Raw genomic sequence first — 20631 nt, forward strand, 5'->3', positions numbered from 1 at the left:
ACGTCTGAATTCGATTATGCGGGGCTCGTCGCCGCTGTCGCTAAGGGTCTGGACTATAAGCCATGCTAATCGTGCGCGGTGCCGAGCACCGCTCGGAGCCCTGAGTCGTTCTGTTCCTCGATCCATCGGGTCGTACGGTCGTAGGCATCCGAAAACAACTCGGAATGCCGACTCCAATCCATGAAGCTGATCGTGTTGGAAACCTCCGGACAGATCAGGATATCCTCTTCGCCGACGGCAATGTCCTGCGGCCGGTGTGCCAGCATGCTCGAGGCAATGACCTGAAGCATGCTGGGAACCCGAGGCAAGCGGGCACGACCGAAAGGGTTCAGCAAGGCCAATGCCAGTTCGGAAGCTCCGGGGATGCGGTCATAGTCTATGTCGTATTTCTGCGGTGCACTCGACCCGAAGGTAACGATGACATTGGGTCCGGTCTTGAGCTCCTTCATCTGCTCCAGCGGCAAATTGTTCATGATAGCGCCGTCCACCAGCATATCGCCGTCATCCGTAAAGAACGGCGGCAGGACGCCCGGGATGGAGCCGGACGCCCGAACGGCGTGCCAGAGCTTTCCACGACGGTGAACATGGGGCTGACGGCTGCTCAGATTGGTCGAAAGCGCAAAGAACGGAAGCCAAAGATCCTCGATCAGAACGTCGCCGTATTCCAGCCGAAGGGCCCGATCAAACGCTTTGTGATCCAGAAGCGCGAAATGCGGCAAGGTGGGACGGCGAAACGCCCGGCTCTTGATAAATATGTTGTGGGTGCCTCGGTCGATCTGGTCGGCATCCAAGCCTCTTGCGAAGCCGGCCATCATCGCCGCGCCGGAACTTGTCCCGCCGAGATAGTCGAAGCAAGCGCCCGCCTCAACGAAAGCCTTGTAGACGCCTAAATGAGTGCTGCCGAGGGACCCACCCCCTGCCGCCACGAAGCCCAGTGCCTTGCCCGAAATAAATCGGACCAGGCGCTGGAAATCGGACCCGTCGTCCAGCGCTACATGGTGATGCTGGTCAACATAGGGTCGATCATCGAGCCATGCAGAGGTACCGGAGACCGCAGCCGAGCGATTGTCGTGAATTAGGACAAGCCGACTGGTCGATGGCGGATGGACCGATAGCGTCAGTTCCTCAGACGGGTTCAGGCGAGGCGAGCAGGACGCGTTGGCCAGCAACAGGACGGTATCGGCCTGGCGAATGCAGACTTGGGTCCATTCATTAGGTTCCTCATCGGCAACATAGACGATGAATTGGGCTTCCGCCTCCAGTTCGTTCAACCAGTTAAGGATCGGCTGGTCGTCGATCGGAAGACCTGGGAACTTCGCTTGGATGTCAAGCCGGGAAACGAACCGAGCGCGCGTGGCCGCGCCGAACGCTTGCCGCAGGTGCTGGATGAACACCGGTGAGATGCAACTTCCGCCGGCTGCAATGATCGCAAGCGTTCGGATCTTGGCGGGTTCCTTGAGACGCGACGAACTCGAAGATTGGATGGCAAACCGGCGCGCCAGAAATACCGTGACCGCCTCTCTCAGGCTCGGCAATGTCTCGGCCGCCTTCTCGAAATGACTGCGACCGATTTCAAGAACGATCGAATCGCGCGCTGCAAGGACAGTGGCCATGCGGGGTAGTCCCGCGAAGAAACCGATTTCACCGATGAGTTCACCCTGCGCGATCTCGGCGACCGATCCAGTCGAATCTCCTTTGTGTACCGTAAAGCGTCCAGACAGCACGATGAAAAACCTGTCCGACGCATCGCCTTCGCGAACCAGAACCTCACCGCGTCTCAGGACCCGACGGTCGGATTCGGCAGCTAAAGCCTCGAGCGCCAGCAACGACGCCCGATCGAACATCAATGTTGCCGACAATAAACTCGCTGCAAGAGAATCGACGGAGGACATCTGAGCCATCCCTTGGGAATTCATGACTTTTGTCTCCTCGAGGGTGCTGGACGCCCCGCCGGATGATACCACACATGAGAGCCGCCGACGGCTGAGGCGCGGGACTGATCGCTGGGCGCTCTCATCTCTGGCTCCCAGGAAGGGCCACGATCAGGCCGCCACGTCCCTGCCGTTTCGGCGTGTCGACGATTTCACTTGCGCCGTATGTCACGCGTTAGCTCACCCGATTGCCCTGGCTGCGGCCGGCCCCTTGCCTTGACGCTTGCCGGTGGGCGCTCTAGGGAGGGCCGCATCCCCGCCTTTCCCGTCGAGGCCGCCGTGACAGTTGATATCCCAGCCCATATGCATCCCAGCCGCTCGTTCCAGGGGCTGATCCTGACTTTGCATAACTACTGGGCGGATTATGGCTGCGTCGTTCTCCAGCCCTATGACATGGAAGTCGGTGCCGGCACGTTCCACCCGGCGACGACCTTGCGCGCGCTGGGGCCAAAGCGCTGGAACGCGGCCTATGTGCAGCCTTCGCGCCGGCCCAAGGACGGGCGCTACGGCGAGAACCCGAACCGGCTGCAGCACTATTACCAGTACCAGGTGATCCTGAAGCCGAACCCGCCCAACCTGCAGGAACTGTATCTCGGCTCGCTGGCGGCGATCGGCGTCGATCCGCTTCTGCATGACATCCGCTTCGTCGAGGACGACTGGGAAAGCCCGACGCTCGGCGCCTGGGGGCTGGGCTGGGAGTGCTGGTGCGACGGCATGGAAGTGTCGCAGTTCACCTATTTCCAGCAGGTCTGCGGCATCGAATGCGCGCCGGTGGCGGGCGAGCTCACCTACGGGCTGGAGCGCCTGGCCATGTATGTGCAGGGCGTCGACAATGTCTACGACCTCAACTTCAACGGCCGCGACGGCGCCGACAAGGTGACCTATGGCGAGGTCTTCCTGCAGGCCGAGCAGGAATATTCGCGGCACAATTTCGAATTCGCCAATACCGCGATGCTGCTTCGGCATTTCGAAGACGCCGAAGCCGAGTGCAAGGCGCTGCTCGATGCCGGCGCGCCCCTCTCCCCCCTCGAGGGGGAGATGCCCGCGGAGCGGGCAGAGGGGGTCGCCTCAGAAGGCACCGCAAGCAAGGTCCCAGCGACTCCTCCCGCGTCTGGCCACCCCCTCAAGGGGGAGGGGAACCACCGTCTGGTATTTCCCGCCTACGACCAGTGCATCAAGGCCAGCCACGTCTTCAACCTGCTCGACGCACGCGGCGTGATTTCGGTCACCGAGCGGCAGAGCTACATCTTGCGGGTGCGCAATCTGGCGAAAGCCTGCGGCGAGGCGTTTTTGCTGACGCAGGCGGGCGGGCTGGCGGCTTAGCTCCACAGGCTGTTTGCGATTTCGACTGAAGCGCTGATTGGCAATACGCCTTGACCGCTGGAACCAGCCATTGTCCGCAGCGCTTGTCTAACGCCAGGCATCGTGAACGTGCCATGAGCCTGCGCCGCAAAACAGGCGCTGAGCGCGAGGATCTGCAGGAATGTCGATGCCGTCTTCATAGTCGTTCAGCCAATAGTTCTCTGCCTGAGCGTTGGTCGCTTCAGCGCTGCGTTCGGTTCATGGAGATCTTTGACCCAAGGACGGACGACCCCGCTTCGACCCGACAGACAGCGGAATATTTTGGCAAACGTCCGTGGATGCGCCGATTGCATGGGGCCAGCCGAGTTGCTATGCCGCCTGGACCATTTCGCCGCGTGAGCACAATTTATGCCCGACCTGCTTTTAGAACTCCGTTCGGAAGAGATCCCCGCGCGCATGCAGCGCAAGGCGGCGGGCGACCTGAAGAAGATGATGACGGACGGTTTGGTCGAGGCCGGGCTGACCTATGAGGCGGCGCGCGAATATTGGACGCCGCGCCGGCTGGCGCTCGACATTCGCGGCGTGATCGCGCGCTCGAAGGACATAAGCGAGGAGATCAAGGGACCCTCGACCAAGGCGCCCGAACAGGCGGTCCAGGGTTTTCTGCGCAAGGCCGGTCTTTCCTCGATCGCCGAGGCGCATGTCCACGCCGATCCGAAGAAGGGCGACTTCTTTGTCGCCCATATCTCGAAGCCGGGCCGGGCGGCCGAGACGATAATCGGCGAACTGGTGCCGGGCATCATCCGCGACTTTCCATGGCCGAAATCGATGCGCTGGGGGCCGGCCTCGGCGAAACCGGGATCGTTGCGCTGGGTGAGGCCGCTGCAGTCCATCCTCTGCACCTTCGGCCCGGAGACCGAGGAGCCGGTGGTCGTCGATTTCGAGATCGACGGCATCCGCTCGGGCAACATCACCTACGGCCATCGTTTTCATGCGCCGGGCGCCATCGGCGTGCGCCGTTTTGACGACTATGCCGCCAAGCTGGAGGCGGCGAAGGTTGTGCTCGACGCCGACCGGCGCAAGCAGATCATCCTTGCCGACGCCAGGAATCTCGCTTTCGCCAACGGGCTCAACCTTGTCGAGGACGAGGGGCTGCTTGAGGAAGTGTCAGGCCTGGTCGAATGGCCGGTCGTGCTGATGGGCGAATTCGAGCAGGACTTTCTCGCCATTCCGGCCGAGGTGATCCGGCTGACGATCCGCGCCAACCAGAAGTGTTTTGTGACGCGGCCGCAGGGCACCGGCGAGGAGCTTTCCAACCGCTTCGTCCTGACCGCCAACATCGAGGCCAGCGACGGCGGCAAGGAGATCGCCCACGGCAACGGCAAGGTGGTACGCGCCCGCCTTTCCGACGCGCTCTATTTCTGGAAAACCGACCAGGGCGATTTGCCCGACCTCGACCAGTTGCAGGCATCGGCGGAAAAGTTCGGGCTCGATCTCAAGAAGCCGCTCGACCAGCGCATGGCCCGCCTCGACCATCTCGGCGTCACCTTCCACGCCAAGCTCGGCACGCAGGGTGAGCGGGTGGAGCGGATCAAGAGGCTGGCCGAAGAACTGGCGCCGATAGTGGCGAGCGGAATCTCCCCCCTTGAGGGGGAGATGCCAAGTAGTGGCAAAGAGGGCAGGCCAGAGGGGGTCGTTGCGCGTGGATCAGCGACCCCCTCTGTCGCCTTCGGCGACATCTCCCCCTCAAGGGGGGAGATTACCGCGCTTGCACGTCGCGCTGTCGTCCTGGCCAAGGCCGACCTCACCACCGAGGTGGTCGGCGAGTTCCCGGAATTGCAGGGCGCCATGGGCCGCAAATACGCGCTGCTGCAGGGCGAGCATCCCTCGGTCGCCGCCGCCATCGAGGAGCACTATAAGCCGCAGGGCCCGTCGGACCGCGTGCCGACCGATCCGGTATCGGTGGCCGTTGCGCTCGCCGACAAGCTCGACATGCTGGTCGGGTTCTGGGCGATTGACGAAAAGCCGACCGGGTCGAAAGACCCCTATGCGTTGAGGAGGGCGGCGCTGGGAGTGATCAGGATTTTGGTCGAGAATCGTGTCCGGCTTGCGCTGACATCTCTCTTCGACCGCGCTTACCAGATGGCGAACTATCTTGCGTCCGGACGGCCCTTTAGCGCCGACCTCCTGTCCTTCTTCCACGACCGCCTAAAAGTCTATCTGCGCGACCAGGGCGCGCGGCATGACTTGATCGATGCGGTGTTGGCCGGTGGCGCTGCCCCCTCATCCGGCCCTTCGGGCCACCTTCTCCCCGCTGGGGAGAAGAGGCTGGCACCGGCGTTGGCGACCTCTTCTCCCCTCGGGGAGAAGGTGGCCGCAGCGCGGCCGGATGAGGCGGCTTCGCGGTCCAACGACGATCTCCTGCAAATCGTCCGCCGTGTCAAAGCCCTTGGCACCTTCCTAGACACCGAGGACGGCAAGAACCTGCTTGCCGGCACCAAGCGCGCGGCCAACATCCTGGCGGCCGAAGAGAAGAAGAAAACGACGATCGCCGAAAATGTTGAGCCGGCTCTATTCCGGGAAGATGCCGAGAAATCGCTGTTTGCCGCGGTGAACCAGGCCGAGAAGGAAGCCGGCCAAGCGATTCACAACGAAGACTTTTCCGCCGCCATGCTGGCGCTTAGCGCGTTGCGTGAACCGGTTGATTCATTCTTCGAACGTGTTCTTGTGAATGATGAGGACCAGGCCGTGCGTGCCAACCGCCTGGCGTTGCTGGCGCGCATCCGGGCAGCGACCGACCAGGTCGCAGATTTCTCGAAGATCGCCGGCTGAGGCTTGGCAGTTCAGGCGAGCGTCCCGCGAACTTCTATCTGGCCTGGTCGATCTCGGGGATGGGCGTTGGTTGCGGCGCTGCGGGCTCAGGCGGGCTGTTCGTTGCCGTTGTTTTTTTTTCGGATTTTGCAGCTGCCCCGGGCGCTGCGGCAGCAGTTGCCGCAGCAGGTGCGGGGCTGGGCGCCGGCTTTGTGAAGGCGTCACCGACGATGCCGCCGCGAATGATCATCGGGCTTTGCGTGAAATCATGCTTGGGCTCGGGCTGGCTCGGGATCGCAGAAACTTTTTCATAGGTGACATCGGGCACTGGTTCGCCGAGCGCCACGATCGATGGCGTCGAGGAGTTGCCAGCCACCTTCGCCGGCTCAGGCGCGCCGAGCCTGATGACGGACGGGGTCGAGGATGGTGCACCGGGAACAACGAAGGACGAAGCCTGTGCTGTGCCCGCCGCCAGAGTGAGGCCAAGCGCCCCCAAAATACGCACCCAGACCATGATAGTTCCCCTTGCCCAACAAGCCGGCACCATAGCGTCCGGAAATTGATGCGGGCTTGCCAGGAAAGCCAGCATTTTAGCGATTGGCAATTCGCTTCCGCCGGACTTGCCCCGTGAACGTCACCGTATTACGCACCGACATCCGTAAGGTCCCGCTTCTGTAAGGTGATGAGAGTGGCTGAGATACTTGCCGCCGGCGAGGCGATGGAGCGGGCGCTGGCGCTGCTCGAAGGCGGCGATGTCGTCGCCATTCCGACCGAAACCGTCTACGGGCTGGCCGCCGATGCCACCAATGGCGTTGGCGTGGCGCGCATCTTCGAGGTCAAGGGCCGGCCGCGCTTCAATCCGCTGATCGCCCATGTCGCCGATCTGGCGATGGCTGAGCGCATCGCGCTGTTCGATCCCGTGTCGAAAAGCCTGGCGCAGACATTCTGGCCGGGACCGCTGACGCTGGTGCTGCCGCAGCGGCCCGGCAACGGCATTCATCCGCTGGTCACCGCCGGGCTCGATACGATCGCGCTGCGCATGCCGAAAGGCTTTGGCGGCCAACTGATCGCCAGGCTCGGACGCCCGCTTGCAGCGCCTAGCGCCAATTCCTCAGGCAGGATCAGCCCGACGACGGCGGAGGCAGTGGCCGCCGATCTCGGTCCAAAAATCAAGCTGGTGATCGATGGCGGCGCGACGTCGGTCGGGGTCGAATCGACAATCGTGAAGATAGAGGGCGAAAAGCTGCAACTGCTGCGGCCGGGCGGCATTGCCGCCGAAGAGATCGAAGCGGCCGCCGGCAGGAAGCTGCGGCGCGGCGCGGCGGGCATCGAGGCGCCGGGCATGCTCGCCTCGCATTACGCGCCGGGTGCTGCGGTGCGGGTCAACGCCGCAAAAGTCGCAAAGGGCGAAGCCTTGCTGGCGTTCGGCCCCCGCCGTGCGGAAGGCTGGCAAGGCGCCGCCGCCTTGCGCAACCTGTCCGCAACCGGCGACCTGCGCGAGGCCGCGGCCAACCTCTTTGCCCATATGCAGGATCTCGATCGCAGCGGCGCCAAGACAATCGCCGTCGAGCCGATCCCCTCCGACGGGCTGGGCGAGGCGATCAACGACCGGCTTTCGCGCGCCGCCGCCCCTCGTGACAAGATCGATGGAGCACCATAGTTTCCCATCCATGAACGACATCTCAAGGGATATCGACCCCGCCCTCATCGACCGCTTTGCGGCAATCGTCGGCGATAGATATGCGCTTCGCGACCAGCAGGATATCGCGCCTTACCTCACGGAGAGGCGCGGCCTGTGGCATGGCCGGACGGCGCTGGTGCTGAGGCCCGGCAGCGTCGACGAGGTCAGCCGCATCATGCAGCTGGCAACCGAGACGCGAACGCCGGTCGTGCCGCAAAGCGGCAACACCGGGCTGGTCGGCGCGCAGGTGCCGGACACGTCCGGCCGCCAGATCGTGCTGTCGCTGTCGCGGCTGAACCGCATCCGCGAGATCGACGTCCTGTCCAACACGGTCACCGTCGAGGCCGGAGTCATCCTGCAGACGCTGCAGGAAGCGGCCGATGCCGCCGACCGGCTGTTTCCGCTGTCGCTTGCCGCGCAAGGCTCCTGCCAGATCGGCGGCAATCTCTCTTCCAATGCCGGCGGCACCGGCGTTCTCGCCTATGGCAATGCGCGTGAGCTGTGCCTCGGCGTCGAGGTGGTGCTGCCGACCGGCGAGGTGTTCGACGATCTGCGCAAGCTGAAGAAGGACAACACCGGTTACGATCTAAAAAACCTGTTCATCGGTGCGGAAGGCACGCTCGGCGTCATCACCGCCGCCGTGCTCAAGCTTTTCCCAAAGCCCAAGGGGCGCGAGGTGGCCTTTGCCGGCCTATCGTCACCTGAGGCGGCACTGTCCCTGTTCAGCCTGGCGATGGATCGCGCCGGTGCCGCACTCACTGCTTTCGAGCTGATCGGCCAGAGGCCCTACGATTTTACGCTGCTGCACGCGCCAGGCGTCGTGCGGCCGCTGTCCGGCGATTGGCCATGGTATGTGCTGATGCAGATCTCTTCGGGTCGCTCGGCTGAGGATGCGAGGGCCCTCATCGAGGAGGTGCTCTCAGCCGGCCTCGAGCAGGAGATCGTCGGCGATGCGGTGATTGCGGCGAGCATCGCGCAGGGCGATGCCTTCTGGAGTTTCCGCGAGCTGCTGCCCGAGGCGCAGAAGCCCGAAGGCGCCTCGATCAAGCACGACATTTCTGTGCCGGTGGCGGCCATCCCGCAATTCATCGAAAAGGCAGCCGGCGCCGTTCAAGCGGTTAGCCCCGGTGCGCGCGAGGTGTGTTTCGGCCACATGGGCGACGGCAATCTCCACTACAACATCTCCCGGCCGATCGGTGGCGATGACGAGGCGTTTCTCGGGCTCTATCACGCCATGAACAAGGCCGTGCACGATGTCGTGCGCAGCCTTCACGGCTCGATCTCGGCCGAGCACGGCATCGGCCTGCTGAAGCGGGATGAATTGATCGCGACAGCGCCGCCGATGGCGATCGAACTGATGCGCAGGGTGAAGACGGCCTTCGACCCGGCCGGCATCATGAATCCCGGTAAGGTTATCTGATCCTTTCGCCGTCTTGTGAATGGTTGCATTCCGATAACCATCGCCTCGAGATCAGCAAAATTTAACCGACTTTCTTAAGCGCTGCGATAAGAAGCCCGCGCTAATGTTTCCCCACAACGAGGCTGGAAAAACCGGCCCGGAGAACCGGAAGACCGGCTCTCAGGAGAGACAGGAAAGGCACGATATGAACACTGGACTGAAGCCAGTCTGGGCTGGGCGCAATATGCGTCTCGACCCACTCCGCCTGCCGCAGGTGGTGAGCTACGCGACGCGCGACGACTATGGCGACGTTACCTTCACCATCGACCATCGTGGCGCCGTCATTCGCCGCGTGCTGGAGATGAGCGGCCTGCCGGCGTTCATCGCTCTGCCCGCCAATGCGTTTCGTGGCGTGGCAGCCCGCGCAATGGAGGACCCGGACGGCAATGTCACGGTGACGCTGGAGCTTCTGCACAATGATCCGATGCTTTCGGTGCCGCTGCTGGTGGCCGACGATCTCGAGGATGTCGCCGCCGACTGGCGCGCCTGGGCCGATGCCTACCGTCTGCCGATGCTTCTGATCGAATCCGACGGCATCGCCCGCACCCTGGAGGAATCGCTTGGCGTCGCCATCAAGACATTACCCGCGCAGGACCGTCGCAGGGGTCGGCTTTCGACCATGCGTCGTCCGCGCTTCCTCGCCCGCCGCAGGGCCGGCGCCCTCGGCCTCAGGCTGGTGATCGGCGGCCAGGAAATTATTTCGCGCGACGAATAGAGCGAGCGCTTTCCCTTCTCCCACAAGGGGGCCCACAGGGGAGAAGGTGGCCGCCCACGGGTCTTGCCTCCGGCAAGCCCGAGGACAGGCTCAGCGGCCGGATGAGGGGTGTTCCAGGAAACGCGAACGCCTCATTTGTTCCAACACCCCTCAACCTTCTCGGCGCTACGCGCCGATCCACCGCCCGGGGCGAGTCGCGGGCCTCGCCCGCCCTTCGGGCCCCACAAGGGGAGAAGGAAAAAAGCCGCTACACCAGCGGCTTCAGCGCCACCCATAGCGCACCGCCGATCAGGCCGAGGAACACCAGCCAGCCGACCTGGTTGTTCGACCTGAACAGAAGCATGCACTGGTCGGGATCGTCGATGTCGAGCACGGTGATCTGCCGCGCCATATGGGCGCCGGCGGCGACCAGCCCGGCCAGCGCCGGCACCGGCGCCTGCGCCGCCGCGAAGGCGACGGCGAAGCAGACCAGCGCTCCGCCATAAAACCCGACGAGCCAGGTCTTGGTGTTGTCGCCGAACAGTCGTGCGGTCGAGCGCACGCCGACGATGGCGTCGTCTTCCTTGTCCTGATGCGCATAGATCGTGTCGTAGCCGATCACCCACAGGATCGAGCCGATATAGAGCATGACGGCCGGGCCATCGAGATCGCTGAACTCGACCGCCCATCCCATCAGCGCACCCCAGGAAAAGGCAAGGCCGAGAACCAGTTGCGGCCAATTGGTAAATCGCTTCATGAACGGGTAGATGGCGACGACGGCGAGCGAGCAGATGCCGAGCAGGACGGCAAAGCTGTTGAACTGCAGAAGCACGGCGAGTCCAACCAGTGCCTGGACCACGAGAAACGCCCAGGCCTGCCGGCGCGTGACCTTTCCCGCCGGCAGCGGCCGCGAGCGCGTGCGTTCCACCTGGTTGTCGATGTCCTGGTCGACCAGGTCGTTGTAGGTGCAGCCGGCGCCGCGCATGGCGACGGCGCCGATCAGGAACAGCACGAGATACCATGGCGCCGGCAGCAGCGAGAGCAGGGGATCAGTAGGGCGTGGATAGGCACTCGCGGCAAGGGCTGCCGACCACCAGCACGGCCACAGCAGCAACTGCCAGCCGATCGGCCGGTCCCACCGGGCAAGCTGCGCATAGGGCCATGTCAGGCGTGGCAGAATGCGGTAGACCCAGTGGCCGCTCGGCGCATCGGCGACGCGGCCCTGGGCTGCTTTCGACTGGATGGGTTCCATTGTGCTGAAGTGGCAGCAGCGGCGAACGCCGTCAAGCGTCAAGCGGGCCGAACCATTCCCCGTTCCCGTGTGGAATTGCGCTCAAAGTCTTCCAAATGTCTTGACCCATCGTACGGGGCGCAATAGCGCAGTCCTGATCGTGGAATGGCAAGGGATCTGGGCATGCGCGTATTGTTGATCGGCTCCGGCGGCCGCGAACATGCTTTGGCCTGGAAGATCGCGGCCTCGCCGCTGCTGACCAAGCTCTACGCGGCGCCCGGCAACCCCGGCATCGGCCGCGAAGCCGAACTGGTGACGCTCGACATTGCCGATCATGCGGCGGTGGCCCGGTTCTGCACGGAGAAAAAGATCGACCTCGTCGTGGTCGGGCCGGAAGGGCCGCTGGTCGCCGGCATTGCCGACGACCTCCGCGCTGAAAACATTCGCGTCTTCGGCCCGTCCAGGGCGGCGGCGCGGCTGGAAGGTTCTAAGGGTTTCACCAAGGATCTCTGTGCGAAATACGACATCCCGACCGCCGCCTATGGCCGCTTCCGCGATCTGGCGTCGGCCAGGGCCTATGTCGAAAAGACCGGCGCGCCGATCGTCATCAAGGCCGACGGCCTCGCCGCCGGCAAGGGCGTTACCGTCGCCATGAATTTGGCCGAGGCGCTGGCAGCGCTCGATGCCTGTTTCGACGGGTCCTTCGGACAGGCCGGCGCGGAGGTGGTGGTCGAGGAGTTTCTCACCGGCGAGGAGGCGAGCTTCTTTTGCCTGTGCGACGGCGTCACCGCGCTGCCGTTCGGCACCGCGCAGGACCACAAGCGCCTCGGTGACGGCGACGTCGGTCCGAACACCGGCGGCATGGGGGCCTATTCGCCGGCTCCGGTGATGGCGCCGGAGATGATCGACCGCACCATGCGCGAGATCGTCGAGCCGACCATGCGCGGCATGGCCGAACTTGGCGCGCCGTTTTCGGGCGTGCTGTTTGCCGGGCTGATGATAACACGCGAGGGGCCGAAGCTGATCGAATACAACACCCGTTTCGGCGATCCGGAATGCCAGGTTCTGATGATGCGGCTGAAGGACGATCTCCTGGTCCTGCTCAACGCTGCCGCCGACGGCCAGCTTGCACATACCTCGGTGCGCTGGCGCAACGAGGCGGCGCTCACCGTGGTGATGGCGGCAAAGGGTTATCCCGGCACGCCGGAAAAGGGCTCGGTCATCCGCGGCGTCGAACAGGCCGCGGGTGATGGCGTCGAGATCTTTCACGCCGGCACCGCCATCGACAGCGGCGCGCTGGTCGCCAATGGCGGCCGTGTGCTCGGTGTCACGGCGACCGGCGGCACGGTCGGCGAGGCGCAGCGGCGAGCCTATGCCGCGCTCGACCGGATCGATTGGCCGCAAGGTTTTTGCCGCCGTGACATCGGCTGGCAGGCCGTGGCCCGCGAGCGGGCGCGTTGACGTACAAGATTAGCGGGGCAAGATCAGCGGGGCAAGATTAACGGGGGCGACCATCCAACTCGGTCGACGCAGTGCTGACCGGATCGGTGGGCGCGGCTTCAACGGCCGATGCGGAGGGCTTTTCCTTTCGCAGCCACCCCAGATAGTCGGCGATCCGGCGCGGAAGACGCAGCGCTGTCCCTACGGCAGGCATTTGCAAGCTGCCGCGGAACTTGGCCCAGCCCGCGCTGAACATGGCGACCATTTCGGTGAAGCTCGGCGGCGGCGCCACTGTCGCATAGGTAAGGGTGACATTGCCGGCAAGGCCGGCCGCCCGCGAGAGAGGCAGCGGTATCGAGGCGAGGTAATCCGGCTGCGCGTCGATCAGGCCGCCGAACGGCCATTGCGCGCGCAGGGCGGCGGCATCCATCGGTGCGACATTGACATCGATGTCGTTCGGCGTGCCAGCCACCCGATAGGGGCAGCGGAACCGGCCGCAATTGGCTTTTGCCGAAAACTGCCAGAGTGCGTAGCCTTGCCAGTTGCCCATCGGAAAATGCACGCCGATGTCGGGCTTGTAGCGCGCATACCAGAGCGGCAGCCGCGACAGCAGCCGGTATTTGTACTTGTTGTCGGCGATGTGCTTGGCGGTCTTGCCGTTGGTGTAGAGCACCGGAAAACGGCCAATCCGCCGATGCACATGGCGCACGAACTCCTCTGCATCCTCGAGCGACATCCATTTCGTCGGGTCGTCATCCTCGATGTCGAGGGCGAGCAGGTCGTCCGGACCAGGTTTCGCGAAATTGATGAAATTATTGGCCTGTCCGACGGGGTTGCCCGGGCGGGCGAGATGGTAAGCACCCCATTTCAGGCCGAGCGCCTTGGCCACCACCTTGCGCGTCTGGAACAGTTCCTGTGCCACCGCATGGCGCTTCCACAGCGCCTTGCAGAGCCGCGTCGCGGTCTCGTCGCCGAAACAGAAATACGCTGGTGGCATCCCGTCGGACGCCTTGTTGATGAAGCCGACGATGCGCTTGTCGGTGGCAAGCTCGGTCCAATCGATGGGATTGTATTCGTAGGCGTCGATCACCAGCGCCCGGTCGGCATTCTTCCAGGGCGCGGAGAAGTCCGAGGCTTGTGCCGGCGCCAACGCCATTGCCGTCGCGGTCGCGACGGCGAGGAGTCCTGGGCGGCGAAGAGGGTGCGCCGGCGGCTTCAAACAGCAGATCCTTGCTGGCCAAAGCCTGATCCTGAACCGCCATGGTTAAGGAAATACTTTCGGCGGCCCGCGGCGACCGCCGCAATCGTGCCGGGGATGGCTTTGCTGGTCATCAACGGAGGGCGAGCGGGTGGAACGGGTCGGGCGCCGGCGCTTGCGGCAGCGTCCCCTCAGCCTGGCGCTTGCGGTGATGGGCCAGCGAGCATTGCGGCGAACACAGGATGCCGCGATCCGACCAATAGGCGGCGCCGTCCTCGATCTTGCCCCGATGGTGCCAAAAACCTGCCGCTCGATAGGGCAGGCCGCATTCGGTGCAGCGATAGGCGTCAGGTCTGGCGAGCACGGGCGGTCCCCTCCGGTATTCTTGATCGGTCGCCGGTCGACTTGTCCGGCTTTTTGCCGATTTTAGCGTGAACAATTCCAATTGCAAAATCTGCGTGACAAAATTTGACGTTTACGTAAAAAGAACATGGAGAGGCGACCCAAAAGCGGATGGTTTTGTGTCGGCACGGATCTTAAGTTGGCTTGCCGGACAGAGGAGGAGCGAGCGGCATGTACCGGGCACCAGTCGAGGAAATCGCCTTCACGCTGAAGCATGTGGCTGGCTTGAAGCCGGCGCTTGACGCCGGCACTTTTGGCGACCTTGGCGAAGACCTCGTCGACGCCATTCTGGTGGAAGCCGGCCGCTTTGCCAGCGAAGAGGTCGCGCCGCTCTACAAGGTCGGCGATGAACAAGGCGCGGTGCTGAGCGGCGCTGCCGTCACCATGCCGCCCGGCTGGAAGGAACTTTATCGCCGCTGGATCGACGGCGGCTGGAACGCGCTGTCAGCGCCGGAGGAATTCGGCGGCCAGGCGCTGCCGACCATGCTGGGCGTCGCCGCGCTCGAAATGTGGAACTCCGCCGCCATGGCCTTCGGCATCGGCCCGACGCTGACCATGGGGGCGGTCGAAGCGCTCGACAAGCATGCCTCACCGGCGCTGAAGGCCAAATACCTGGAAAAGCTCGTCTCAGGCGAATGGATGGGCACGATGAACCTGACCGAGCCGCAGGCCGGCTCGGACCTGAATGCCTTGCGCACCCGCGCCGAGCCGGCCGGCGACGGCACCTACCGCATCTTCGGCCAGAAGATTTTCATCACCTATGGCGAGCACGATCTTACCGACAACATCATCCATCTGGTGCTGGCGCGGCTGCCCGACGCGCCGGCCGGCACGCGCGGCCTTTCGCTGTTCCTGGTGCCGAAATTCCTTGTCGGCGACGACGGCGCGCCTGGCGCACGCAACGACGTCTTCTGCTCCGGGCTGGAGCACAAACTGGGCATCCACGCCTCGCCGACCTGCACCATGATCTATGGCGACGGTTTCGAAGGGACCGCCCCCGGCGCGATCGGCTGGCTGATCGGCGAGGAAAACAAGGGCCTCGCCTGCATGTTCACCATGATGAACAATGCGCGGCTCGCCGTCGGCATGCAGGGCGTTGCGGTCGCCGAAACTGCCACGCAGAAGGCGCTCGCCTTCGCCAATGAACGCCGGCAAGGCAAGGCCGCGAGCTATGATGGCAACGCCATGGCGCCGATCGTCCATCACCCCGACGTGCAGCGCAATCTCCTGACCATGAAGGCGCTGACCCAAATTGCGCGCGCCATCAGCTATTGCTGCGCGCACGCCATCGACCATGCGCGCGTATCCGTCGGCGATGAAGCCGTCCATTGGCAGGAGCGCGCCAATCTGCTGACGCCGCTGGCCAAGGCCTTTTCCACCGATGTCGGCGTCGAGGTCGCCTCGCTCGGGCTGCAGGTTCATGGCGGCATGGGATACATCGAGGAGACCGGTGCGGCAGCACTTTATCGCGACGCGCGCATCGCGCCGATCTACGAAGGCACCAATGGCATCCAGGCGATAGACCTGGTGGCGCGCAAGCTGCCGCTCGGTGGCGGCGAGCATGTGCATGGTTACATCGCCGAACTGAAAGCCGTCGCCAATCAAGCGCGGATCTCGAACCTTCAAGGTTTTGGCCGCACCGCCGATGGCCTCGACCAGGCGCTCGATGATCTCAGCCAGGCGACGCGCTTCCTGCAGGGGTTGCTCGCCGACGGCCGCTCGGACGCGGCGCTGGCCGGCGCGACGCCGTATCTGAGGCTGATCTCGCTGGCGGCGGGCGGCGCCTATCTGGCGCGCGGCGCGCTTGCCGATCAAAGCCGCATCGCCGTTTGCCGTTTTTACGCCGAAAACCTGCTTGGCGAGGCGAGCGCGCTGAAGGAGCGTGTCATCGGCGGCGCCGACAGCCTTGCCACTGCCGGCCAGACACTGATTTCTGCCTGACAGCCACCAGGTTGACGTTTCACAAAGCCCGGCGTTTCACAAAGGATCACCCGTGACAGACCATATCCTCGTCGAGCGCCAGGGCGCCATCCAGATCATCCGCATGAACCGTCCGGACAAGAAGAACGCCTTGACGCGGGCCATGTATGCGAAAATGTCCAAAGCCCTTGCCGAGGGCGACGCCGATCCGGCGATCCGCGTCCATGTCTTCCTCGGTGTTCCAGGCGCCTTCTCGTCCGGCAATGACCTTGCCGATTTCATGGTCGTCGCCACCGGCGGCGAGGGCGGCACCGAAGTCTGGGATTTCCTGATGGCGCTGGCCAGGACGGAAAAGCCGATGATCTCCGGCGTCGACGGCATCGCGGTCGGCATCGGCACCACGCTCAACCTGCATTGCGACCTGACCTTCGCCACGCCGCGCACACTATTCCGCACGCCCTTCGTCGATCTCGGACTGGTCCCCGAGGCGGGGTCGAGCCTGCTTGCGCCGCAGATTCTGGGCCGGCAAGGCGCATTCGCGCTGCTTGGCCTCGGCGAAGGCTTTTCGGCCGAGCGGGCGAAAGCCGCCGGACTGATCTACGCAGTGGTCGAGGAGAACGAACTCGAAGCCGCCGTGCTTGCCGCTGCCGGGCAGGTTGCGGCCAAGCCACCGCAGGCACTGAAGATCGCGCGTGACCTGATGCGCGGTTCGCGTGAAGCCCTCGTTGACCGCATCAGCCAGGAAAGCGAGCATTTTCGCGCGCGGCTCAAATCCGATGAGGCCCGCGCCGCCTTGATGGCCTTCATGACCAGGAAGAAGGGATAGCTGGCGCTACTAGAGTCTAGCATATGTCATGCACATGCATTACATTGTTTGCTGGCGAAGGAGACTGCCATGGCGTCGAACGCACTGGTCCAGACCCGTATTGACGCTGAAGTGAAGGAACGCGCCACGGCGGTTCTGGAAAACATGGGGCTCACGGTTTCCGATGCCGTTCGTATCTTGTTGACGCGCACCGCCAATGAGGGCGCCTTGCCGCTCGAACTTGTCAGCAACAGTGACGCCCATGATGCCTGGTTCCGGGCAAAAGTTCAGCAGGCGCTCAAGGATACGCGGCCGGACGTTGAAGACGTCGACGCCGAATCCCATTTTGCTGCACGCCGGGCGGCAGCGCCTCGCAAGGCGGGGGCAGGTGAGTCTTGAGGCTGGTCTGGGTACGGTTTGGCAAGGTGGTTCGGCAGGTATCGCCCAGGCTCCTTGGTGAAGCTGCTTAAGGGACAGCCGCTCAGGGATAAAGTCTTGTCTTGTCCCAGCCGCCCTCAGCGTTGCGCGAGAAGACAATGCGGTCGTGCAGCCGGAAAGGCCGGTCGTGCCAGAACTCGATCGTCTGCGGCACGATGCGGAAGCCTGACCAGTGTTTCGGCCGTGGGATCTCGCCGATCGCATGGCGCGCCGTGTATTCGGCAACGGCTTTTTCCAGTGCGAAACGGCTCTCCAGCGGCCGCGACTGTTTCGACGCCCATGCCCCGATGCGGCTGCCGCGCGGACGCGTCGCGTAATACGCGTCCGCTTCCACGTCGGTAACGATCTCCACCGGCCCCCGTGCACGCACCTGCCGGCGCAGCGATTTCCAGTGAAAGCACATCGCCGCCTTCATGCTGCCAAGAATCTCGCGGCCCTTGGCGCTCTCGAAATTCGTGTAGAACACAAATCCGCTTTCATCGAACCCCTTGAGCAGCACCATCCGCACGTTCGGCATGCCCTCGGCGTCCACGGTCGCCAGCGCCACGCTGTTGGGATCGTTGATCTCGCTCTTCGTCGCGTCGTCAAGCCATGTGGCAAACAGGCGGAATGGCTCGGCAGCCTCGGCAAAGTCACCGCTTGTTAACTCAGTTTCGCTCATAGTTTTTCCAAATTCTATTGCCGGCCGGGGGAGATTGCCGATTGTCGCGCATCGCGCAACTTTTTGACAGCAGGCAATGGGGCCTTATTGCTTCGGCCAGCGCGCAAATTGCGGTCAAGGCCGCCGCGATCGTGCTGGTCGCCTTGCCGCTTGCCGCTTGCGGTGCTGGCGGCTTCAGTTTGGAGCAGGCGGAGGTCGACCGTACGATCCTCACCAGCAGCACGCCCGCTGTTGCCTCGCCGATCGATCAGGATCGCGCCTCGGACCAGGCGACGATCCGCAACGCGGTGTCTTCCGCCGATATTCAGGAACTTGCCGGGCAGGCCGTTCCGTGGGCCAATTCCGATACCGGTTCGCGCGGCTCGATCACCGAACTGGCGGAGTCCAGGGACAACGGCCAGCTTTGCCGCCGCTTCACCGCCTCACGCGAAAGCTTCGACGGCGTCGCCCTGTTCAAGGGCGAGGTGTGCCTGGCCGGCGCCGGCGCCTGGCAGATGCAGGACTTCAAGGCGCTCTGATTTTCCGCCATCATATGACCGTAAGCTACTGGAATTTCTTCCTATGCGAGCGCATATAGATGGCAATCATGGACTCACTCCTTCTCCAGGGCAGGAAGCATGCGCGACCCCTATGAGGTGCTGGGCGTTGCCAAGAACGCATCGGCCAAGGATATAAAATCGGCGTACCGCAAACTCGCCAAGGAGTATCATCCGGACCAGAATCCGGATCCTAAGGCGAAGGAGCGGTTTGCCGCCGCCAACCAGGCTTACGAGATCGTTGGCGACGAGAAGAACCGGGCGGCTTTCGATCGCGGCGAGATCGATGCCGAGGGCAAGCCGCGCTTTCAAGGCTTCGAGGGCGCCGCCGGCAGCGCCGATCCGTTCGCCGGTTTTCGCCGGCAGCAAGGGCCGGGCGGCTCGCGTTTCGAGTTTCGCTCAGGCCGACCGAGCGGCGATCCGTTCGACGGCAGCAGCGACATCTTCAGCCAGATTTTCGGCGAGACCTTTTCTCGCGGCGCCGGCATGGGCGCCGGCCGGCAGGCGCCGTCCGGCGCCGACCTTAACGTGACGCTCGACATCACCATCGAAGAAGCGGCGACTGCCGAGAAGGTAACGGCGATGTTTCCCGACGGGCGCAAGGTCGCCGTCAAGCTGCCAGCCTATGTCGAGGACGGCCAGACCATCCGCCTGAAAGGCCAGGGCGAGCAAGGGCCGGGGCAACCGGGCGATGCGCTGGTCAAGATCCGCTTCCGGCGGCATCCGCGCTACCGTGTCGAAGGCCGCGATCTCCACGCCGACCTGCCGATTGCGCTGGCGGATGCCGTGCTCGGTGCCAAGGTGGCGGTCGAAACGCCGACCGGCAAGGTTGCAGTCAATGTTCCCGCCTGGTCGAGCTCGGACAAGGTCCTGCGGCTGAAGGGCAGGGGCCTGCCGGAAAAAGTCGGCGGTCACGGCGATCTCTACGCGCATGTGCGGCTGATGCTCCCTGAGGGTGGCGACAGCGATCTCGAAGCGTTGATGCGCAACCGCAAACGCTAGCCTGGCGCGTCAAGGCGCGCTGCGCCGCAAACGCTCTTGTCTCTCACCTGTCCGTCTTGTTCGACTGCAGGGCTCAGCCGCATTCCGCGACATCGCTCGATGGCCGCCCGGAACACGGCCGGCTCGCGCCAGGCGGATCAGTCGCTCGTCGCCGAGAGCGTTTTCTTTTGCGCGGGCGGAATAAACCCGCGGCCGCCCCGTTTCCAGCCCATTGGTCGACTAACGAAATTGTCCGTCAAACGAAGAGCAACGAAGGAGCGCGTCGGATTGCTGGGTCATGCTTTATCGAGTTTGGAAAGTGCGTTCGCGGAAATCCGGGCGATGTATCGAAACGACAGGTTCAGCAGGGTTTTCGCGCTGATAGTGATATGCCTGAATATCCTCGTCATCACCGTTCCCTTCGCGATCGAGGCGCTTCGATCTGTTGGAATTTCACACTACGATCTGCCAGCGCGTCTCAACATCAGCAGGGATGGATCGCTGCCCGAGATGTTCAACTACGGGCAGGCCGCGCTTTGCGCCCTGTTTCTGTTCGGCGTCTGGCTTCGAACCAGGGAGCATATGTTTCTTGCCTGGTCCCTGATTTTCAGTTTTGTGACGCTCGACGACGCCACCCGTTTCCATGAGCGCGGCGGCCTGCTGCTGGCAGCGACATTCGACCTCGTTTCGCTGCCGGGCATGCGGGCTCGCGACACCGGGGAAATCATCACCTGGTCGGCGGTCGCGCTCGGCCTGCTGGCGCCGCTGTTGTGGTCATTCTGGCAAAGCAGACCGAGGCAACAAGCCCTCGGATCGGTGTTTTTGCTGCTGTTCGCGTGTCTTGTGGGTTTTGCCGTGGTGGTTGACATGCTGCACTTCCTGACGGGCTCGAAGCTCGTTGGCTACGCGGAAGACGGCGGCGAGATGCTGTCGATTGCCGTCGCCTGTTGCTGTGCGTTCATCCTCTATCGCGGGCTGGGGCGTGATGCGGATCTTCAGGCAATGGATCCGAGCCTGCCATTCTCAAAGCGGACATAACCGAATTGCGGAAACGGCCGCGCGAACAGGAGGAATAAGTTTGGCTCCGGCCCGTTACCCCGGGATCATTCCGGGAGGAGCCAATGCCGTCGCACCTGTTTCC

Annotated in this window: 18 protein-coding genes; 12 read left to right on the top strand and 6 right to left on the bottom strand. The window is 63.7% G+C overall.

The features are described 5' to 3' along the window. Window positions 1-65: 65 nt before the first annotated feature. Complete coding sequence (locus AC0L2A_RS12845; RefSeq protein WP_473609114.1) at window positions 66-1916, bottom strand: patatin-like phospholipase family protein; 1851 nt, start codon at window positions 1914-1916, stop codon at window positions 66-68. Window positions 1917-2210: 294 nt separating this feature from the next. Here AC0L2A_RS12845 and AC0L2A_RS12850 point away from each other — a divergent pair, with 294 nt between their 5' ends. After that, window positions 2211-3254, top strand: a complete 1044-nt coding sequence (locus AC0L2A_RS12850; RefSeq protein WP_473584533.1) for a glycine--tRNA ligase subunit alpha — start codon at window positions 2211-2213, stop codon at window positions 3252-3254. Between the two features lie 387 nt (window positions 3255-3641). Beyond that, on the top strand, window positions 3642-6065 hold the full coding sequence (glyS, locus tag AC0L2A_RS12855) for a glycine--tRNA ligase subunit beta (RefSeq protein ID WP_473609116.1): 2424 nt from the start codon (window positions 3642-3644) through the stop codon (window positions 6063-6065). Between the two features lie 34 nt (window positions 6066-6099). Here the strand turns inward: glyS and AC0L2A_RS12860 are convergent, their stop codons facing one another. Then, on the bottom strand, window positions 6100-6558 hold the full coding sequence (locus AC0L2A_RS12860) for a hypothetical protein (RefSeq protein WP_473609117.1): 459 nt from the start codon (window positions 6556-6558) through the stop codon (window positions 6100-6102). 174 nt (window positions 6559-6732) lie between these two features. Between AC0L2A_RS12860 and AC0L2A_RS12865 the strand changes: the two genes are divergently transcribed. The 3 genes from AC0L2A_RS12865 to AC0L2A_RS12875 all read left to right on the top strand — a co-directional run bounded on the left by AC0L2A_RS12865 (window position 6733) and on the right by AC0L2A_RS12875 (window position 9899). After that, complete coding sequence (locus AC0L2A_RS12865; protein WP_473609118.1) at window positions 6733-7704, top strand: L-threonylcarbamoyladenylate synthase; 972 nt, start codon at window positions 6733-6735, stop codon at window positions 7702-7704. Between the two features lie 10 nt (window positions 7705-7714). Continuing rightward, a complete protein-coding gene (locus tag AC0L2A_RS12870) occupies window positions 7715-9145 on the top strand; it encodes an FAD-binding oxidoreductase (RefSeq protein WP_473609120.1) in 1431 nt (476 codons plus the stop codon). 184 nt (window positions 9146-9329) lie between these two features. After that, complete coding sequence (locus tag AC0L2A_RS12875; RefSeq protein ID WP_023799370.1) at window positions 9330-9899, top strand: DUF6101 family protein; 570 nt, start codon at window positions 9330-9332, stop codon at window positions 9897-9899. Between the two features lie 247 nt (window positions 9900-10146). On the opposite strand, the gene ubiA is transcribed toward AC0L2A_RS12875, so the two are convergent. Further along, window positions 10147-11130 carry a 4-hydroxybenzoate octaprenyltransferase gene (ubiA, locus tag AC0L2A_RS12880; protein ID WP_473609121.1) on the bottom strand — a complete coding sequence of 328 codons (984 nt, stop codon included), beginning with the start codon at window positions 11128-11130 and terminating at the stop codon, window positions 10147-10149. A 162-nt stretch (window positions 11131-11292) separates the two neighbouring features. Between ubiA and purD the strand changes: the two genes are divergently transcribed. Further along, a complete protein-coding gene (gene purD, locus AC0L2A_RS12885) occupies window positions 11293-12570 on the top strand; it encodes a phosphoribosylamine--glycine ligase (protein ID WP_473609122.1) in 1278 nt (425 codons plus the stop codon). Window positions 12571-12607: 37 nt separating this feature from the next. Here the strand turns inward: purD and AC0L2A_RS12890 are convergent, their stop codons facing one another. Together AC0L2A_RS12890 and AC0L2A_RS12895 are read right to left on the bottom strand one after the other, a co-directional pair. After that, entirely contained in the window at window positions 12608-13705 is a 1098-nt protein-coding gene (locus tag AC0L2A_RS12890) for a glycoside hydrolase family 25 protein (RefSeq protein WP_473609124.1), read from the bottom strand. Window positions 13706-13880: 175 nt separating this feature from the next. Next, a complete protein-coding gene (locus AC0L2A_RS12895; RefSeq protein WP_473508749.1) occupies window positions 13881-14111 on the bottom strand; it encodes a hypothetical protein in 231 nt (76 codons plus the stop codon). 209 nt (window positions 14112-14320) lie between these two features. Between AC0L2A_RS12895 and AC0L2A_RS12900 the strand changes: the two genes are divergently transcribed. The 3 genes from AC0L2A_RS12900 (at window position 14321) to AC0L2A_RS12910 (ending at window position 17273) form a co-directional block, all read left to right on the top strand. After that, window positions 14321-16090, top strand: a complete 1770-nt coding sequence (locus tag AC0L2A_RS12900; protein ID WP_473609125.1) for an acyl-CoA dehydrogenase — start codon at window positions 14321-14323, stop codon at window positions 16088-16090. Window positions 16091-16142: 52 nt separating this feature from the next. Beyond that, on the top strand, window positions 16143-16895 hold the full coding sequence (locus AC0L2A_RS12905; protein ID WP_473609127.1) for a crotonase/enoyl-CoA hydratase family protein: 753 nt from the start codon (window positions 16143-16145) through the stop codon (window positions 16893-16895). A gap of 69 nt (window positions 16896-16964) precedes the next feature. Further along, window positions 16965-17273: a type II toxin-antitoxin system RelB/DinJ family antitoxin gene (locus AC0L2A_RS12910; protein ID WP_473609128.1), complete on the top strand. Its 309-nt coding sequence runs from the start codon at window positions 16965-16967 to the stop codon at window positions 17271-17273. 82 nt (window positions 17274-17355) lie between these two features. Here AC0L2A_RS12910 and pdxH read toward each other — a convergent pair whose 3' ends face one another. Further along, complete coding sequence (gene pdxH, locus AC0L2A_RS12915) at window positions 17356-17973, bottom strand: pyridoxamine 5'-phosphate oxidase (protein WP_473609129.1); 618 nt, start codon at window positions 17971-17973, stop codon at window positions 17356-17358. A gap of 41 nt (window positions 17974-18014) precedes the next feature. On the opposite strand from pdxH, the gene AC0L2A_RS12920 reads away from it, so the two are divergent. From AC0L2A_RS12920 to AC0L2A_RS12930, 3 genes are all read left to right on the top strand, one after another. Beyond that, window positions 18015-18491 carry an RT0821/Lpp0805 family surface protein gene (locus AC0L2A_RS12920; protein ID WP_473609131.1) on the top strand — a complete coding sequence of 159 codons (477 nt, stop codon included), beginning with the start codon at window positions 18015-18017 and terminating at the stop codon, window positions 18489-18491. Window positions 18492-18590: 99 nt separating this feature from the next. Then, entirely contained in the window at window positions 18591-19511 is a 921-nt protein-coding gene (locus tag AC0L2A_RS12925) for a DnaJ C-terminal domain-containing protein (protein WP_473609132.1), read from the top strand. A gap of 99 nt (window positions 19512-19610) precedes the next feature. Beyond that, window positions 19611-20528 (top strand): hypothetical protein, encoded by a 918-nt coding sequence (locus AC0L2A_RS12930; RefSeq protein ID WP_473514713.1) that lies wholly within the window; start codon window positions 19611-19613, stop codon window positions 20526-20528. The last annotated feature ends 103 nt before the right edge of the window (window positions 20529-20631 follow it).

This window comes from Mesorhizobium sp. WSM4844 (genome assembly GCF_055811775.1).

What these genes read in the sequence shown, in the direction of transcription:
- AC0L2A_RS12845 (WP_473609114.1), bottom strand. Translation starts at nt 1,916, where the DNA reads ATGAATTCCCAAGGGATGGCTCAGATGTCCTCCGTCGATTCTCTTGCA.
- glyS (WP_473609116.1), top strand. Translation starts at nt 3,642, where the DNA reads ATGCCCGACCTGCTTTTAGAACTCCGTTCGGAAGAGATCCCCGCGCGC.
- AC0L2A_RS12860 (WP_473609117.1), bottom strand. Translation starts at nt 6,558, where the DNA reads ATGGTCTGGGTGCGTATTTTGGGGGCGCTTGGCCTCACTCTGGCGGCG.
- AC0L2A_RS12870 (WP_473609120.1), top strand. Translation starts at nt 7,715, where the DNA reads ATGAACGACATCTCAAGGGATATCGACCCCGCCCTCATCGACCGCTTT.
- AC0L2A_RS12875 (WP_023799370.1), top strand. Translation starts at nt 9,330, where the DNA reads ATGAACACTGGACTGAAGCCAGTCTGGGCTGGGCGCAATATGCGTCTC.
- ubiA (WP_473609121.1), bottom strand. Translation starts at nt 11,130, where the DNA reads ATGGAACCCATCCAGTCGAAAGCAGCCCAGGGCCGCGTCGCCGATGCG.
- purD (WP_473609122.1), top strand. Translation starts at nt 11,293, where the DNA reads ATGCGCGTATTGTTGATCGGCTCCGGCGGCCGCGAACATGCTTTGGCC.
- AC0L2A_RS12890 (WP_473609124.1), bottom strand. Translation starts at nt 13,705, where the DNA reads ATGGCGTTGGCGCCGGCACAAGCCTCGGACTTCTCCGCGCCCTGGAAG.
- AC0L2A_RS12900 (WP_473609125.1), top strand. Translation starts at nt 14,321, where the DNA reads ATGTACCGGGCACCAGTCGAGGAAATCGCCTTCACGCTGAAGCATGTG.
- AC0L2A_RS12910 (WP_473609128.1), top strand. Translation starts at nt 16,965, where the DNA reads ATGGCGTCGAACGCACTGGTCCAGACCCGTATTGACGCTGAAGTGAAG.
- pdxH (WP_473609129.1), bottom strand. Translation starts at nt 17,973, where the DNA reads ATGAGCGAAACTGAGTTAACAAGCGGTGACTTTGCCGAGGCTGCCGAG.
- AC0L2A_RS12925 (WP_473609132.1), top strand. Translation starts at nt 18,591, where the DNA reads ATGCGCGACCCCTATGAGGTGCTGGGCGTTGCCAAGAACGCATCGGCC.
- AC0L2A_RS12930 (WP_473514713.1), top strand. Translation starts at nt 19,611, where the DNA reads ATGGCCGCCCGGAACACGGCCGGCTCGCGCCAGGCGGATCAGTCGCTC.